The sequence below is a fragment of the Bacillus clarus genome (assembly GCF_000746925.1).
GTDB classification, from domain to species: domain Bacteria; phylum Bacillota; class Bacilli; order Bacillales; family Bacillaceae_G; genus Bacillus_A; species Bacillus_A clarus.
The window spans coordinates 4,505,462-4,521,998 of sequence record NZ_JMQC01000008.1 but is presented as its reverse complement, the minus strand read 5'-3'; the positions used below and the strand labels follow the sequence as shown (position 1 = coordinate 4,521,998).

Here is a 16,537-nt window from a genome sequence, read left to right as displayed (position 1 = left end):
ATTTCAATAAAGCACTTCTTAAGTTCCACCCCATTGGTAATAACTATATAATGAAACTAATTACATATTAGGAGTGTCATAGATATCTGATATAATGCGTCTCTTTGTTTTAGTACTGATTGTAATTTATTTATTTTTTTCCGTAATGATGGAATTTAAAAAGCCACAAAAAAGTGTTTTCTGGTTTTCAATTGAAATCTTGTTTCTTACAAGAATAGTATCGTTAATAAGAGAAATTTTAATTAAATATATTTAACATAGTTCTCTTCTCCCTCTGCATAAAACTCAACATTCCGTCAATACTACAGGTAGGCAATAGCCGAAACTCATTTAAACGTCCCTATTCTTTCTCCTTTTCCCTTGGAGATTTCTTTGAGCCAAGCAGTTAGCTTTTGCTAGCTGCTCTTTTTCTTTTCATTTATTAATTTCTTCATTACATCTTCCCTGTCTTTTTGAGATTTGATAAAATATACTTTCTCTTTATATGGCTCCAACTTAATAAATAATTGTTCCTTCTCGTATGTTCGATAATCTTTTTCCCACCCAAACATATTTTTTAACGCTTTTAAAGACGGCTTATATTTAGAATTCTCAAGTCCTAACTTTTGTTTAAAAAATCGTTTGACAATTTGGTAACGATTTTTTATTTTGGATACGTCCAGTACAATGATTACATCTGCCGCTTCAAAACTGGCATCAGACCATTTAAACTGTACACCTTCAATAACCCAATCGTTTTGAATAACAATTTCTTTTAATAAAGCTAGTTTCTCATCAATTGGACGACGTGTATCACTTTTTGGATCACGAATCCAATGGATATCATCTAATTCATATCGAGGAATATTCAATTCTTTAGCTATTTGTTTGGAATACGTTGTTTTACCACTTCCAGTAGAACCTGTAATGTGTATTTTCATAATTCACCTCCCTTTTTACAAAATGAAATTTTTGTTAAATTATTCACACCAAAGAAATCAAAATTTATAATACTCATCTTTTAAAAGAGAATATACCTTGGAATCACAACACCTATCATCAATTATTACGTTTTGTCTCAATGTCCCTTCGTATGTCATCTTTAACTTTAGCATAACTCGTTCAGAAGCTATATTCCTTACATCACATCTTCCTTCAATACGATTCAGATCTAATTCTTGAAAGCCAAACTTTATTACTTCTTCTAAAACTTCAACAATAAGTCCCTTTCCCCAATACACCGGACCAATAACAGCCCCTAAAGAGGCGCTATTATGTAGTTGTTTCCAGATACCACAGGTGCCAATCACTTTTTGGTTTTCCTTTAAAAGGATGGACCAAATAAAAGATTTCCTCTTCTTATTTGTTTCAATCATATTTTCTAACAAAATTCGAGTTTCATCTTTAGTTTTGTGTACTTCTCTAGGTACATATGTAGTTGTTTGAGGATCCGAATAGACTTGAAATAAATTGTCTAAATCCTGTAACTCTAGTTTTCTTAGTAAAATTCGCTTCGTTTCCAATTTTTGTACCTCATTTATATTTTTCATCTCTTGTTCCCCTTTCCGATTAAAATAACGCTTTTGTTGAAATATCATTTAACTATTTCAAAACATTCTTCATACAATAATGCTTGTTGCATATATCCAATCCCTACAAGTAACAATCCTTTTTTATAAAACGATGCTTTATACTTCTCACTTAGAATCAAGTCGTAATTGTTATGCCACTTCGTATATATAATCTGCATTTTTCAATCCTACCCTTAACACCGTAAAACGGTTAGTTTTTACTAGATGTTTTTATTTTTAAAATTCGTCCATAATTCAGACATAACCTTCATGATACATTCTAGGAATTTAGTGATAATATTTTATTGTCGAAAGTGACACATTTCGACGATATTCCATAACCTTTTTTCTGGCCATGGATCCCTGCCCTTACACCTAGCAGGGATTCATGCAATTATTCCTTTTTATACAAAATTCGGTCTTATTTTGTTCCTGTTAATCCAAATCCATTTTTACCTCTTTGACTCTCCGATATCTCGTTCACTTCCACAAAATGAGCAGTTTCAACTGGCGCTATAGCGGCGCCCTGCGCAATCCGTTATCCTTGTGTTTATTCAATAAACATTCCGTTCATAATGTAGATAGGCGTTAGCCAGAACTCATTTAAAGTCCCTAGCCTTTCTCCGCTCCCCACGGAGAACCAGCCGAGCAGTTAGCTTTTGCTAGCTGCTCTTTTTTTGTATATTCTTATTTCCATTACATACCAGATAAAAAGACATGCCATTCCCTAACCCACATTACCATCAAGCTAAGATTTTGAAATGCACCCAAAAATGAATTTCTTCTCTCTACATGTATTTATGAGAATTAAGTTCACTTTTTTCATTTACTTATGAAAATTAGGTTCATTTTCTTTAACTTTTATACAACCATTTTTCACCTATCAAAGATATGTTATGACCTCCATTAAATTTATTTAATAAGAAAGGACACTCTAATGGGTGCTCTTTCTTTATCAGCGAATTTTAACCTTTATGTAAGCGAATAGATAGATAGTACTATTCCTTCAAATGTAGCTAACCCTAGTAAAATAAATCCCGTTAAACATACACAATCCGCAAGACAAATTGAAGACTGAGATAACGGAACAAACGATCGACTAGTACCTGATCCATGCAGTTTTATTTTTTCATAATTTATTTCTAAGATTAAATGAAGACATGATATACAATCTTCAAAAGATTGAATCGTTAAATCTTCTAATCGCTCCAACAATTTACTATTAAGAGCACTTGGAAGAGGATACTGCTGGTTTTTTAATAACTCTAATTTAGCACTTCTATATAGAAATTGTAATCGAGATATCATAACGTTTTTCTTTTGCTCAGCTATCGATTTATTATACACTTTATTAAATTCACCTAATAACAGCGCTACTTTATCTCTGTTCCCATATAAATCCCTAGATATTTTTTTCTTTATTTTGTAAGAGTGAACAATAGATTTAATTTCAAGCATTTTATTACACTTCCTAATTACATATTATTTATTTTAATATATTAAAAATAAGTGCCAGTTTTATATCCTTTTAAAGATACAGCCAAGTATCTTTATTTGCTATCGATAAACATTACAATAACCTTACAAAATTGTGACTTTTGATTCTGCCATTACTCAATTAGAAAACAAAAAGCTGCTTAATACAGTAGATATTTAGCGGTACACCATAACCAAAAGAAAAAACATGATTAGATTTTTAACCTAGTCATTGCTTTGTCCATCGCATCTTGGTTTGCATATATATATCTTAACGTTACTCTTTCCAATGAATGATTGAATATTTCCATTAGCAACGCTGTATTCTTTGTCTGCATGTACATGTAATATCCAAATATCTTACGTAATGTATGTGTGTTCCAATCTCATCTAAACCAAACTCTGCTGCTGTACTGCTAAGTATTTTAAATGCCATACTTCTTCCGATTGTTCTATTCTTCCTTGTCTACTCTTAATCAAATACTCATGATCTTCCATCTCTTCAATGTATCATTTTAATTCTCTTCTTAATACTGCGGTAATATGTATACATTTCTGCTTACCTGTCTTCACTTCACGCACCGTAGCTGTATAAATAATTTCAATTTGGCTTTTAGTCCGCCCTTGCCCATTCTTCGGTAACGTTTTGATAGAGAGACTACGCTATCCCCACAGGACTCTTTTTTCAAAGAACTATATAGGTATAGCGTAATATTGATTCTATTTTGAAAAACTCCCGAAAATATCTCCTGTTTTGTCGATAAAAAACCTGTATACACACAGGTCAAATATAGATTATGGGTTCATATATATAATCACTGAAGAGGTTTTATATCACTTATGCAATTGGAGATGGGAATCTAGCAGCTTCAAAGTGCGTACTATTTGCACCATTAACATTTAGTGCAATAACACCAGCAATGCTACTCTGTGCAAAAATTTCGACTCGGTCACCTGCTTGTAGTTGAAGAATGGTAGAAACGTTTACTGCATTCGAAAAATTCACCCCTCCACCAAAAAAGTCATTATCGATAGCGATAGCCGGATTCCCATTTACCCGGATTTCCACCCTTGCTCTATAATCTAAATTCGGGTTATTAGGAATAAACGCAATGGTTCCAAGAACTGAATATACTCCTCTTGTCGCTGGGATAAATGTCGATGTAGCTGGATTGTATTCATTCGCTAAATCAAATTGTTCATTTTGAAATAGAACTTTTACGAAAGTATTCGCGGGAACATTTAGATTTGCTGTGCTGACAGCTCTAAAGGCAGATGCTCTTACAAGATTATACAGCTTATCATCAGAACAACAATCCACTTTTACATTAACACAGAGTTTTTCCTCATGCTTTTTATCGCACTTGTCATAATATTTACTGCTTTTTTTGTGACAATCATGATGTTTCTCCTTGTAACTATTACAATATTTACAATAGTAATAATTCAAATCAATCTCTCCTTTCAATCTATTCAATGCATACTATGCAAGATAGATTGAGAAAGTTTGGACAAGTTGTTACTATTTTGGTTAATAGAATAAAAAGGACTCTACAACAATACAATAGCAACCGCACGAAAAATAATAATTTCATTTTCACCAGAACAAAACTTCGCTTATATAATCCCAAAAGCCTAAGCTATCAATCGAATAGCTACTTTTTGTATTAAAATTTTCGTTTTACATATACTACTTTTGAGCCGTTTTACCAATACGAGTCATTTGGGTATTTTGAATTTCTTCTGCATTTCTGCTTATCCCTATTTGTTGTATAAATAGCTTCATCCACGTCAACACTATTTATGCGCGCGTTTTCTGGTTATCCGTAGTTCTAAACAACAGTAATTTTTCTCCTATAAAGGACAGCAGGTACAACCGCTTGTCCTTTTTTACTTATACTGCATGCTTTCCTTTTTGTGGGTTCAAACAATACTCCTCATGCAGCAACCCCTTTTCCCATTCTGTAAACCTTAGCAACCAAGCTCCCCAACGTTCTGCATAAGTAGCTTCTTGTTGTTTTACTACCTCACAATCACAACCTTTTGTTTCAATTACTTCTCTTCATTCACTTTCATTTTCTGTGATCGATATAACTCTTCGGCAAATAAAGATAACTCTTGTTTTTGGTGCATATTCATAAAAAGCACGTCACCCTTTCTCATTAACATAAGAGAATAGTAACGTGCTTTTAACTTCAAAAATAGCCTAAATCCTTAAGTTGATGGATGTGAGGTGCTACCCTTATGGAAGTTTCACTTTATTATGGACAAGGTGAAACTACGGTTAATTGGTCAGAAAAAGGAACTCCATTTACCGTCGCTGAAGCTGTAAGTGTTATATTTCCAGGTCCAAAGGCAGTAACATTAGCGCTAAAAGATCCATCTGCTTGTGTAAACACTATAGTTGGAGAAACAGTTGCTGCCCCTGTTATTGAGAGAAAAACTGGTATTCCTGCAAATCCCATATCATTGATTAACAAACGACCTGTTGCAACAACGGGAACATTACAATCTTCGCTTGTAAAGGCTAGTTCAAGAGCTATTGCAACACTAGTTATTGGTATTCTTCTAATACAAACTTTGACGATTTCTTTTTCTCTGAATTTAAAAGCAACCCGCAATCCATCTATAAATCCAAAATTTTGTTCTTGGGCAGAAACTTGGCCCAGAATTGCTACACCTGTGACCTCGAAAAGGTCCCCTTCATTGGCATCTTCACGGTCAATGACACATTGAAAAGGGATATCATCAAAAACTTGAAAACCCGGCACTAGAGTGCCATTTTCTAAAACAGCAGTGTAAGTTAACGTTTTATGAACTACCCCGCAAATTACAACTTTTTCTGGGACTACGTTTTCAATATCTGCTTCAACAGTTTGTGTAAAGGTCACGGTACCTGCAAGTGCTGGGGGTACAAGCTGCGTTGTGCGCTCAACAACAACTTGGCAACAAGTTGTTGGATTAATAAGTGGGCAAACCATTCATTATTCCTCCTTAGTTCTATAAATATATTCTCTCAGTACATTTCGAAGTCAAAAGAATGCTATTGCTTCTACTATAGATTATGAAGTAGATACAGAGCATGTATAGGAGGATATCTTGGACAAGATTCCTAATTTTCAACAAATAATTAAGTTGTTTCATGTTAGAAAGATTCGTAACTGCAAATCTAGTCTCTAAAATAACCTAATTTCATATTTATGATGAGCAGATATTGATTTACTTAGTAATCATTTTTATAGAAACTTTTATTACATCTTTCTCTATAAAATTGAAAGCAAGGGTTTGTCTATACGATCGAAAATCATTTGAATTTCCAAAGTTAGCTTCATGTGCGGAAACTTCACCGATTATTTTTTTCTCGATGATGCTAAAGTGATGATCTTCTTGAATGTCCGGTGATTCTATAAGACACTGGAAGGGAACATCATCTTGAATGCTATGATTTGGAATTTCTTCTTTGTGATGTATTACTGCTGTATAAGTAACTGTTTTACGGATAAATCCAAGGATGACGACTACTTCTGAACACACCTTTTCAATCGCAGTAAATATCTGTTTATCAACTTTGACAGTTCCTTTTTTTGCAGGGGGAATTAACTGGATTTTATGCTCTACAATTTGTCTACAGCACATCGTTTGGGATTTAGGAGATTTTAATGATTGTATTGTTTTTTGAGTTTTTGGGGATCGGGATGATTTTATTGATTTTTGAACTTCATAAAAATCTGATAAGTCGATATGAGGGAAATAAGGTGTGCTTATATTGCTGAAATCTTTCTTATGATGTGGATTCATATACGCTTCCTCACTTTTTAATAATATATAGTGTAGAATATGTTTTCTACACTGGATATGCTTGTTTTTGGCGAGGAACTTAAAAAAATGAGCTGTTGTCATATATCGATATAATTCTTCATCAGTGTTTTCAACTTTAAAAATAGTGTACATGCTTAAGTTGATGGTCGTGGGGCGGTACCCTTAAAAGAAAAAATATTGAAATCTCAAGGTCAAAAAGGAAAGATGGCTATGAGAATTTATCCTATTTAGGATAAACCTGTTAACGATCAAGCTACGAAGAGTCAAATGTGGCAACTTATATTCATAGCTTCTTGCATTATAGAACCCTATGCAAGATAACTCTGAACAACCTTTAGTTTATCGTCTAATTGAACGTGCAGGATTTCCTAAAGAAAACATTTCAGAAACTTTAGAACAGCAATATAAAATGCTTGATAAATTAAAAGTAAAGTATGAAAGGATTGATTATTAATGAATATTCTAGAAAAATTAAATGAGGCCTTCACATTAGAAGCTCAGGAATCACCAGCGAGTAAAGAGGCTATTCAAGAATTACAAAAATTCTCATCAATAGATGTACCATTAGATTATTTAGAAGTGATCCAACATAGTACAAATGCAGAGATTAATGTACAAAATGAACTTTACATACGTATTTGGAGCCCTACTGATTGCATAGAGATGAATGAAGCGCATGATATTCAAAAATATATACCAAATTCACTGGCAATCGGTGATGATGAAGGCGGAAAAGCATTACTATATGTAGATGGAAAAGAAGGATTCGGATTATATACAGTGGATTTTGGCGATTTAGATATTGAAGAGATAATTAAAATAGCTCCTTCATTAAAAGCATTGTTAATAGATGGTGTCGGAGTAGAGGAATTGTTGTCATAGTTGAAATAATAACAGCCGACTCATTTATATCGAGTCGGCTGTTATTCTCAATTCACACGTACATATACATTACTAGCTGTAATATAGTATATTTTGCCTTTACTATTGTGCACTCTATATTGCTGTGAATCGTTGACCTTTACTTTTTCGTCAATTATAAACCCTTCACCTACATTTACAGTTCCAGCGACATCTTTATCCTGCTAAGATAGAGAATCATAAGAATCATAGAAACGTAGGTTGTCCATTTTGGATACAACACGCTTCCCTGCATCTTGATTTACTACTTCTTTCTTCTCAAACTTAATGTAAGATGGATTATTATATACCCACTGATCTCCACCAAGATTTAACCATCTACCTTTTTCACTCCATACTTGATATACATCTGCTTTATTTAATTTTCGTTCTTCTCGTTACTACGCTTTTTGTCTCCGCTATTGTTTTTGATTTTGTTGTATTTATAAGTTTTTAAGTAGTTTACCAATGATGAGATGTATTCTTGCTAATGTATAATAGCCCTGATCTTGTAATACGATAAGAACCATTTACGCACTGTTCACCCTTTATTACATCCCATATATAAATTTGACATATCTCCTTGTCACCTACACGAAAAAGTATATGGCAACAACTGATTACGGTTATAAATATTGTAATGATTTTGTTTACTATCCACAGAAACTAACACATGAGGGCTTCAGCTCTCTTTTTTTATTTACATTCGACAAAACAAGAAAAAAGACGCATTACTGGAATTACTATTTAATGATGTCCAAAAAGCTTATGAGGAGCTTGATGGACGTCAACAAAAACGTTTCGCTAAACAATTAGCGTTGTATGTCAAAATGTTACGTGATAACAAAGGTATACTATGATTTGATTTCATCATAAAAAAAAATCATTTCCATTTGCTAGAGGTGAGATTTCACATAATTTTACCAAATATGACAAGAGAGCCATTTGGCTCTCTTTTTTATCTTATTCCGACAAAATGTGACAAAATAGGTGTAACTGTTTTTGTTATGCTTGGGTGGAAACCTTACATTTTTGGAGGATGAAAATGAAAATGTCTAATAAAATGCTTATTTTAAGTAGTCAGGAATATAAAAAATCCCAAGGGAATATTAACATCATAATTACAGATGAAATTAAAAGTAAATCTAAGCAAATCGAAGAATCTAGAACACAGAAAGCAACTGAAGTGAATTTGACAAAATACTGATTTGATTTCCATTTTCTCAACAATCAATATAGATAAATATGGTAAAATGTTTATGGGATGGGTTAACTTGTTATATCCTTGTACTGTAAGAAGAGATCTTATTAAAATTAAAGTGGTTATCAAGTCAGAGGAAGGCACCTTAGGATGTCTTTTTTTACGGCAATATATCAATGTTTTCTTTGTTATAATTGGTAAGAATTTTTACATTTTACAACGACATACCATGATTTGATTTCATTTCATTATTCCTTAAATAACAAAAAGTAAATTATTAATAATTCACTTTTTGTTTCTATAATACAACCTCATAAATATTAATATATTGTATATATAGTAAAGATTCACTTTATAAAAAGGAGGAATATTATGACTGAAACAAACGTATCTTCAGGAGTCGATTTAAAAAAAGATGTAAAATTTTCTATTATAATTCCTGCACACAATGAAGAAAAGTACATTAGCAAATGTTTAGATTCAATTTCAAAGGCATCAGAGGCATATAAAGATCAAACTGAAGTCATAGTTGTTTTAAATCGTTGTACAGATAAAACAAAGGAAATAGCAAAGTCGTATAACTGTATTACATTAGAAAATAACGATAAAAACTTATCCAAAATCCGAAATGCAGGGGCCAAAATAGCTAGCGGAGAAATAATTATTACTATAGACGCTGACACCCAAATGACAGAGTCTATGTTGTCTAATGTAGACAACTATTTAGCCTCAGATAAATACATTGGCGGCGGGGTAACTGGGAAGTTTGAAAGAATATCTTTAGGAATATTCGTTTCCGCAATATTAATAATAATCCCCTTATTTTTTAAGTATGGAGCTATATCTGTAGGGATTTTTTGGTGCTACAGAAAAGACTTTATGGCGATCAACGGATTTAATGAAAACATGCTTATGGCAGAAGATGCAGATTTTGCTAAACGGTTAAAAGAATGGGGAAAGCAAAATAATATGAAATTCGGTACAATTAAAAATGGAATGATAACTTCGTGCAGAAGATTTGATAAATTTGGAGACTGGGCTTTACTTAAAAATCCAAAAATAATCTCAGCCTATCTAAAAGGAAATGATAAAAAATACGCAGATAAAACTTATTATGATAACCAAGAAAGATAACTGGGAAGATTCTTAAACAGATCATCATTAAATGAACTAGTGAAACAAGATAAATAAGATTCTTTTAGTTTTATCCAATATAAACTTTTTTGTTAATAGTTTACTCTCATTTCTCTGAAATCATTAACTTTGCACAAAATCTCCTAATAAATATTGCTAAAATTAAGATGGTTCAAGTCAGAGAAAGGCACCTTAGGGTGTCTTTTCTTATATGTAAAATTGCATAATAACACCAGTTAACATAGTGTTATTATTTTATTATAGATCTACTCTATATTTTTTTCGTTAATCCTGTTGAAACCCTACAGAAAAACAATTGGTAAACTAAAGAACTGAAGGAAGGCACTTATTGAGTGTCTTCCTTCGGTTCTTAAAGGACCTGCTCATATATTATTTAAAAACATACAGTAATGTAAATCCATTAAAACTCATGTGTAACCCCTTATTTTCTCCTCTTATCTAAAGGAGGAATTATTATGGGCTTTAGTTGTGGCAGTTGTGGCTTCGCTGGAGGCTTTGCCTTAGTCGTTGTACTCTTTATATTATTAATCATAGTTGGAGCTGCTTGCTTCTGCTAAAAAACAATCAGAAAGGACACTCTTATAAAGTGTCTTTTCTTTATGAAAAAATCCAACACAATGTGCAGGGATCAAAAAAATGCATTGTAACTACATATATAAATTATTTACCAATATAAACGCGAACGAGGAATTGGTGGAATACTAGGATGATAAACCCCTGGAGAATGGATAATAGGATGAGCTGATACTCCATGACCTACGCTAGGATGAGGAATTGGATAATGAGGGAGATGATCATAAGGATAAAGACCGTGTTGGCACCTGGAGGTGGGGATGCAAAAGTCCAATCGGCGTCGACACCATATATAGACCAATCACAAGTCGCTCTCTCATACCAAGTAGCAAAATCACCGGGACTGTATCGTCCAATATGAACATGTGCTCCTCCATACGAACGGCCTGAATCGTCCACCACTAGCAAAACAACGAAATCACATTCCTCTACCGATAAAACACCCTATTAAAATTAAAGTGGTTCAAGTCGGAGGAAGGCGCCTTAGGGTGTCTTTTCTTTTATAAAAACATAGATCCCCACTTAGAAACAAGTGATTTTAACAACATTATAGAAGCTATTTTGTACGTAAGAAATTTGTAAGGAATAGGTAAGGAAAAAGAGATTTTCATTGTTTATGATAAAAATATAAGGAGGTGTGAAAGGCGGAACAGATATGACTTATATATGTAAAACAAACCAGTAACAAGAGTGTTTCAAGGAAAAGAAGTAATTTCTGGGGTTAACATACATGTAGAAAAAGAAGTATTTACCTAGGACAGAATGACGTTTGTAAAAATAATAATTTTGAAGATGATTACGAATTCAATGTTAACCTTTTATCTTTGGTAGAAATGATAGTGGTGTGGTTAGTATGAAACAGCGAGCAACCACCTATACAATATGAATAGAGGAGAGGAATGTCTTATGAAAACACGGAGTCAGTTTACATTGGCAAGTTTGGCCCTTTTAATAGCTGGAGGTTCCCTGTTATACACAGCGCCAACTTCAATTGTAAAAGCAGAGCCCACTCAAAATATATCTAGTTCGTTACAAACAAGCACTCAACGAGATCATAATTCCGTCAAACAAGCAATGCGGGATACATTGCACCTTGGATTCCCGGGGATACTTGTTAAAACTTCTGAGGGTGGAAAAACGTGGAGTTATGCTACTGGGATCGCGGACCTAAGAACCAAAAAACCAATGAAAACAAATTTTCGCTTTCGCATTGGTAGCGTGACGAAGACGTTCACCGCAACGGTTGTACTTCAATTAGCCGGAGAGAACCGCTTGAATCTAGACGACTCCATCGAAAAATGGTTGCCTGGTGTCATTCAAGGAAACGGATATGATGCTAAACAGATTACTATCCGGCAGATATTGAACCATACAAGTGGCATCGCTGAATACTCAAGGTCAAAAGAAGCTGATTTTACAGATACAAAAAAATTGTTTACCGCTGACGAACTAGTGAAGATTGGAATTTCGATGCCCCCAGACTTTGCCCCAGGAAAGGGCTGGTCCTACTCAAACACAGGATACGTATTACTGGGTATCCTTATTGAAAAAGTAACCGGAAACAGCTATGCGGAAGAGATTGAAAATCGGATTATTGAACCACTTGAATTGGAGAATACATTCCTACCTGGCAATTCAAGCGTTATTCCAGGCACCAAGCATGCACGTGGATATTTACAACCAGACGGAGCAAGTGAGCTAAAAGACGTTACATATTTTAACCCAAGTATAGGTAGCTCGGCTGGAGAGATGATTTCTACTGCTGACGACTTGAACAAATTCTTCTCTTCCTTGCTCGATAGCAAATTACTGAAGAAGCAGCAACTAAAAGAAATGCTTACTACAGTTCCTACTGGAAGAGCAGATATTGGCGATGGATATGGTCTTGGAATCTATGAGACTAAGCTTCCAAATGGTGTCTCGATATGGGGACACTCAGGTGGCATTCCAGGGTTTGGTACTTTTGCTGGAGGTACACTTGGAGGAAAGCATACGTTGGCCGTCAGTTTGAACAGTATGGGTAGAGCTAACAATCCTGACCCTTTTAAAAATATTTTACTTGCTGAATTTAGCAAGTAAGTAACAAATGAAATTGGATAAATTTTTTCATAGTTTTGATAGTTAAACATATACCTTTCTGGTTCAAAAAACCAAAAGTCAAGATCGTTCAATTCAAAAAAAGGCACTTAAAGTGTCTTTTTGTACGCATTAAAAATCCCACCTATTTCCGTAGGTGGGATTTATCTTTATTACACAATACCAAAGTATACTCTCTTTTTCTCACAAACTTTATGTAATTATACATATTTATAAAAATTACACTAAACAAATATTACATGTAATAAAATACAAATTGTGGATACGTTCTATAAAGCAGGTTCTTTTGAAAGGCGTAACATATCGATCATTATAGAAGACGTGGCGTCACTCTAATACTAATCTCAAATCTCTTGTATTTTGTGAACTAACAATCTGGTGTCTTTTATAGGGTGTGTTTACACGTATAACAAAGGGGTAATACGGATAAATTCGTATTACATGAACATGGTTCAAGTCGGAGAAAGGATCCTTAGGGTGTCTTTTCTTTATTTTTCAAAGGACCTGCTCATAGATTATTAAAAAGCATAAAGTAATGTAAATCCATTAAAAATCATGTGCAACCCCATGTTTTCCCCTCTTAATTTAAAGGAGGAACTATTATGGGCTTTAGTTGTGGCAGTTGTGGCTTTGCTGGAGGATTCGCCTTAGTTGTTGTGCTCTTTATATTATTAATCATAGTTGGAGCTGCTTGCTTCTGCTAAAAAAACAGTCAGAAAAGACACTCTTATATGGGTGTCTTTTCTTTATGAAAAAATCCCTACACAATGTGCAGGGATCTGGAACCAACATCTATATTTACATTTGGTTACTATAAAATCTCCTCTTGTCTGTTCTATTTTATAAATTTACTCGTTAGACACATTACACTTCTAACTTTATATAGAGGTACCGCCCCATCTCCTTCAACTTAAGGAATTGAATTATCCCCCTACCGAAAAAACGGCTTATTTTCGGTTTTTTTAATTTAGGAAAAACATAGATAAATACGATAATTGGTAGTACGTATGGAATGTAAAAAATAACACCCTTATATACTTGGGATCGCATAGACCTTCACATATACATCATATTTTGCTGCTAACTAGCTTCTCTACCATATCATCTAACGCATTTTTTCAGGTATAAAAACGCTGCTTCTCTTCAATCTTAGTCATCCCTCTTTGTGAATACATACCGTCCAAAAGTAACCACATGGAGTAAACTATTTTATATAAAAAAGAAGTTCGTTTTTTATCATTTCTGGAACATTATTTTTTCTTTCACAGCTTGTACATCAAATGATAAAAAACTTCAGCAAAATTGAAACTACACCTACTTCATATACAACCGAGGCGTTACAAGAAGCATTTTCTAATGAGATGCCAATCGATCAATATATCACTAAGAAAAAAAGATGAATATTGAACATCTTACAAGATATTTTTTCATATTCAAAAAACTATCTTTTCACATATTTATTTACTACTTTTTGTAGTGTGGATCGTTTATATTTTTCATTTGCACTTTCTATTTCTTTAACAGCTGCATCAGTAATTGCATTAATAAAATCAACTTTATTAACTGGCATCTCTTTTTTATATACAAGGTTTTTCTTATTTTCTTTCGATTCCATAATACGAAGCTCGATGGTCTCTTCACTCTTATTTTTTATTCGATGCTTAGTTAAATAACACTCAATTTCTACATAATCAGTAGTACTAGGAATAATTTGATTCTCATTATTAACAACAAAATACTTACTTTTTCTAATACTATCTATAATTTCTTGTGCATAATGACTATCTATAAAAACATACTGCATATATAGCCCTATACTTTTTTGCATATAGAAAAAACCATAGGGTAAATTGAACTTATTAATATATTTATAATAATATCCTTCAGTCTTCATAAAATTATCAAGCATTTCATTAAACTTTTTATAAGAAAAATTTATACCCGTAATTTCTCTAACAAAGTCATATATAATGTCTGGATATAATTTTATTAATTTTAGTAACTCATTATTTTTTTCTTTATCCTTTCTTTTATCACATGTACTAAAAGAATCTGGATTTGAAAGTGGACAGTTATCATATGCTTCTTGACTATAATTAGCTAATCCCTTCACATTATGCTTATAATGCCGTGCATGCGTATTTTGTTTTTTTAGACTCTTATCTAAAGTTTTATCTATATATAAATTTACTAGCTTTGACGGATTGTTGCATCCTGGACAAACTGCAAAATACTTCATTTCTTTTTTATCTTTGTAATAATAAGGTTCCCTTTTATCTGTATAATGCTCATAGATTTCTACAGTAATAGGAAAAACTTTATTACTTTCTGTTGTTAATTTAAATATATCCATATATTCACAACGCCTTTCTAAATAGATTAGTATTGAAAACATAATGAAATTATACAAATGATACTGACAGCCCTACAACAATAATACTGAATATTATTGTTATTTTGAATATAAAAGGCGTATTTTCTTAGAAAGCATTCAATACAAAAAGTTGTTTTCTCATACCCACATAACACCGACTTTTCAGATAGGAGAAATCGTTCTTCAGTCACTTCAGTAATGATTCCTTCCCCAGCATAGACATTACCGCTTATAGTCTCGATATTCAAATCACGTAATTGATGTAATTAGTCCCCCTACTGCTGGTGCCGATGCCAAAACGGTAAATACATGGACTGAAGAAGAAGTTCTTCAATTTCTAAATCACGCAAAAGAAAGCCGCTATTACATTGCTTATTTACTTGCTATTACATGTGGAATGCGTAAAGGAGAAATTTTAGGACTACAATGGAAAGATATTGATTTTGAGAGACGAACTTTATCTGTTAATCGTTCCCTCTCGCATATCACCAAAGAATTTCATGAGCCTAAAACATCTACAGGAAAAAGATTAATTGTTCTGCCTGAAATTACTCTACAGGCACTTCAAGAACATCTTCAGAAAATATATGAAGAAAAAGAACGGTATGGCGATGGATATAATAATTATGATTTAGTCTGTCCTACCTTTAATGGTAACCCCTGCAATTTCAGAAGTTTGACACAGCTCTGGAAAAAGCTTATAAAGAAAAGTGAGGTTCCTGATATTCGGTTCCACGATCTAAGACATACCCATGCAACATTAATGTTGAAACAAGGTATTCATCCAAAGATTGTTAGTGAACGATTTGGACATAAAAGAGTAGGCATCACATTGGACACCTACTCACATGTTGTACCAGACCTACAAGAAAAAGCAGTCGAAGATTTTGCAAATAATCTATTTCAAAAACACTAATGTTTGCAAAATGTTTGCAAATACGAATTTTGCATAAAAATACTAGCAGATTCGTATAAATTTGAAAGGAGCAAAAAACATGAAAGAAATCAAGAGCGACAAGGAATTCAAGGACATTATCGCAAGCGGGGAGCCAGTAGTTGTTAAGTTCTTTACAACATGGTGCCCAGATTGCGTACGTATGGACAATTTTATCGAAGATGTAATGGAAGAGTTCAATAAATTTGAATGGTATTCTATTAATAAAGATGAATTCCCACAAATCGCTGAAGAGTATCAAGTAATGGGTATCCCAAGTTTACTTGTATATCAAAATGGTGAAAAACTAGGTCATTTACATAGTGCAAATGCAAAAACAGAAGAGCAAGTTACTGAGTTTTTAGAAGCATACTAATTCAAACAAAATATTTATGTAATAAATTTTTAAAGAGGACGCAAAGATGCGTCCTCTTTAATGTATCTCTCTTCCAAAAAAT

18 protein-coding genes and 5 pseudogenes are annotated in these 16,537 nt (G+C 33.2%); 11 read left to right on the top strand and 12 right to left on the bottom strand.

Features of this window, described 5'->3' with window-relative positions; genetic code table 11:
* Positions 1-395 precede the first annotated feature (395 nt).
* From DJ93_RS24085 to DJ93_RS24060, 10 genes and pseudogenes are all read right to left on the bottom strand, one after another.
* Positions 396-920, bottom strand: a complete 525-nt coding sequence (locus DJ93_RS24085) for an isopentenyl transferase family protein (protein ID WP_042983614.1) — start codon at positions 918-920, stop codon at positions 396-398.
* A gap of 57 nt (positions 921-977) precedes the next feature.
* A complete protein-coding gene (locus tag DJ93_RS24080) occupies positions 978-1,529 on the bottom strand; it encodes a GNAT family N-acetyltransferase (RefSeq protein ID WP_117287856.1) in 552 nt (183 codons plus the stop codon).
* A 44-nt stretch (positions 1,530-1,573) separates the two neighbouring features.
* Positions 1,574-1,729: a hypothetical protein gene (locus tag DJ93_RS33355; RefSeq protein WP_181969197.1), complete on the bottom strand. Its 156-nt coding sequence runs from the start codon at positions 1,727-1,729 to the stop codon at positions 1,574-1,576.
* Positions 1,730-1,971: 242 nt separating this feature from the next.
* Positions 1,972-2,088 (bottom strand): annotated as a pseudogene (locus DJ93_RS33995) (dUTP diphosphatase); the annotation flags it as partial.
* A gap of 434 nt (positions 2,089-2,522) precedes the next feature.
* Positions 2,523-3,008: a BAR domain-containing protein gene (locus DJ93_RS24075; protein WP_042983612.1), complete on the bottom strand. Its 486-nt coding sequence runs from the start codon at positions 3,006-3,008 to the stop codon at positions 2,523-2,525.
* Between the two features lie 230 nt (positions 3,009-3,238).
* Positions 3,239-3,611, bottom strand: a pseudogene (locus tag DJ93_RS32395) (tyrosine-type recombinase/integrase); the annotation flags it as partial.
* A gap of 253 nt (positions 3,612-3,864) precedes the next feature.
* Complete coding sequence (locus DJ93_RS24070; RefSeq protein ID WP_042983610.1) at positions 3,865-4,476, bottom strand: C1q-like domain-containing protein; 612 nt, start codon at positions 4,474-4,476, stop codon at positions 3,865-3,867.
* A 602-nt stretch (positions 4,477-5,078) separates the two neighbouring features.
* Positions 5,079-5,225: a hypothetical protein gene (locus tag DJ93_RS33350; protein ID WP_181969201.1), complete on the bottom strand. Its 147-nt coding sequence runs from the start codon at positions 5,223-5,225 to the stop codon at positions 5,079-5,081.
* A 62-nt stretch (positions 5,226-5,287) separates the two neighbouring features.
* Positions 5,288-6,007: a hypothetical protein gene (locus tag DJ93_RS24065; RefSeq protein ID WP_042983609.1), complete on the bottom strand. Its 720-nt coding sequence runs from the start codon at positions 6,005-6,007 to the stop codon at positions 5,288-5,290.
* 238 nt (positions 6,008-6,245) lie between these two features.
* Positions 6,246-6,824 carry a hypothetical protein gene (locus DJ93_RS24060; protein ID WP_042984347.1) on the bottom strand — a complete coding sequence of 193 codons (579 nt, stop codon included), beginning with the start codon at positions 6,822-6,824 and terminating at the stop codon, positions 6,246-6,248.
* Between the two features lie 183 nt (positions 6,825-7,007).
* Here DJ93_RS24060 and DJ93_RS32390 point away from each other — a divergent pair.
* From DJ93_RS32390 to DJ93_RS24055, 3 genes and pseudogenes are all read left to right on the top strand, one after another.
* A pseudogene (locus DJ93_RS32390) lies at positions 7,008-7,073 on the top strand (MepB family protein); the annotation flags it as partial.
* An 82-nt stretch (positions 7,074-7,155) separates the two neighbouring features.
* On the top strand, positions 7,156-7,299 hold the full coding sequence (locus DJ93_RS33345) for a hypothetical protein (RefSeq protein ID WP_241484320.1): 144 nt from the start codon (positions 7,156-7,158) through the stop codon (positions 7,297-7,299).
* Positions 7,299-7,727: an SMI1/KNR4 family protein gene (locus DJ93_RS24055; protein WP_042983608.1), complete on the top strand. Its 429-nt coding sequence runs from the start codon at positions 7,299-7,301 to the stop codon at positions 7,725-7,727. Before DJ93_RS33345 ends, DJ93_RS24055 begins: the two co-directional genes overlap by 1 nt.
* A 47-nt stretch (positions 7,728-7,774) precedes the next feature.
* On the opposite strand, the pseudogene DJ93_RS33990 reads toward DJ93_RS24055, so the two are convergent.
* Positions 7,775-8,134, bottom strand: a pseudogene (locus tag DJ93_RS33990) (N-acetylmuramoyl-L-alanine amidase); the annotation flags it as partial.
* A gap of 321 nt (positions 8,135-8,455) precedes the next feature.
* Between DJ93_RS33990 and DJ93_RS33985 the strand changes: the two are divergent.
* The 6 genes and pseudogenes from DJ93_RS33985 to DJ93_RS31225 form a co-directional block, all read left to right on the top strand.
* Positions 8,456-8,605, top strand: a pseudogene (locus tag DJ93_RS33985) (XRE family transcriptional regulator); the annotation flags it as partial.
* Positions 8,606-8,790: 185 nt separating this feature from the next.
* Positions 8,791-8,952 (top strand): hypothetical protein, encoded by a 162-nt coding sequence (locus DJ93_RS33340; protein WP_181969200.1) that lies wholly within the window; start codon positions 8,791-8,793, stop codon positions 8,950-8,952.
* 366 nt (positions 8,953-9,318) lie between these two features.
* Entirely contained in the window at positions 9,319-10,080 is a 762-nt protein-coding gene (locus DJ93_RS24050; protein WP_042983607.1) for a glycosyltransferase, read from the top strand.
* A 476-nt stretch (positions 10,081-10,556) separates the two neighbouring features.
* On the top strand, positions 10,557-10,658 hold the full coding sequence (locus DJ93_RS31230) for a YjcZ family sporulation protein (RefSeq protein WP_080743592.1): 102 nt from the start codon (positions 10,557-10,559) through the stop codon (positions 10,656-10,658).
* A 922-nt stretch (positions 10,659-11,580) separates the two neighbouring features.
* Positions 11,581-12,753 carry a serine hydrolase domain-containing protein gene (locus tag DJ93_RS24045; RefSeq protein WP_042983606.1) on the top strand — a complete coding sequence of 391 codons (1,173 nt, stop codon included), beginning with the start codon at positions 11,581-11,583 and terminating at the stop codon, positions 12,751-12,753.
* 620 nt (positions 12,754-13,373) lie between these two features.
* Positions 13,374-13,475: a YjcZ family sporulation protein gene (locus DJ93_RS31225; protein ID WP_080743592.1), complete on the top strand. Its 102-nt coding sequence runs from the start codon at positions 13,374-13,376 to the stop codon at positions 13,473-13,475.
* Between the two features lie 737 nt (positions 13,476-14,212).
* On the opposite strand, the gene DJ93_RS24040 is transcribed toward DJ93_RS31225, so the two are convergent.
* Positions 14,213-15,124, bottom strand: a complete 912-nt coding sequence (locus tag DJ93_RS24040; RefSeq protein ID WP_042983605.1) for a hypothetical protein — start codon at positions 15,122-15,124, stop codon at positions 14,213-14,215.
* A gap of 286 nt (positions 15,125-15,410) precedes the next feature.
* Here DJ93_RS24040 and DJ93_RS24035 point away from each other — a divergent pair, with 286 nt between their 5' ends.
* Positions 15,411-16,061 carry a site-specific integrase gene (locus DJ93_RS24035; protein ID WP_080743591.1) on the top strand — a complete coding sequence of 217 codons (651 nt, stop codon included), beginning with the start codon at positions 15,411-15,413 and terminating at the stop codon, positions 16,059-16,061.
* Positions 16,062-16,140: 79 nt separating this feature from the next.
* The gene (locus DJ93_RS24030) at positions 16,141-16,455 is read left to right on the top strand and encodes a thioredoxin family protein (RefSeq protein ID WP_042983603.1); all 315 of its coding nucleotides are present in this window, start codon (positions 16,141-16,143) and stop codon (positions 16,453-16,455) included.
* The last annotated feature ends 82 nt before the right edge of the window (positions 16,456-16,537 follow it).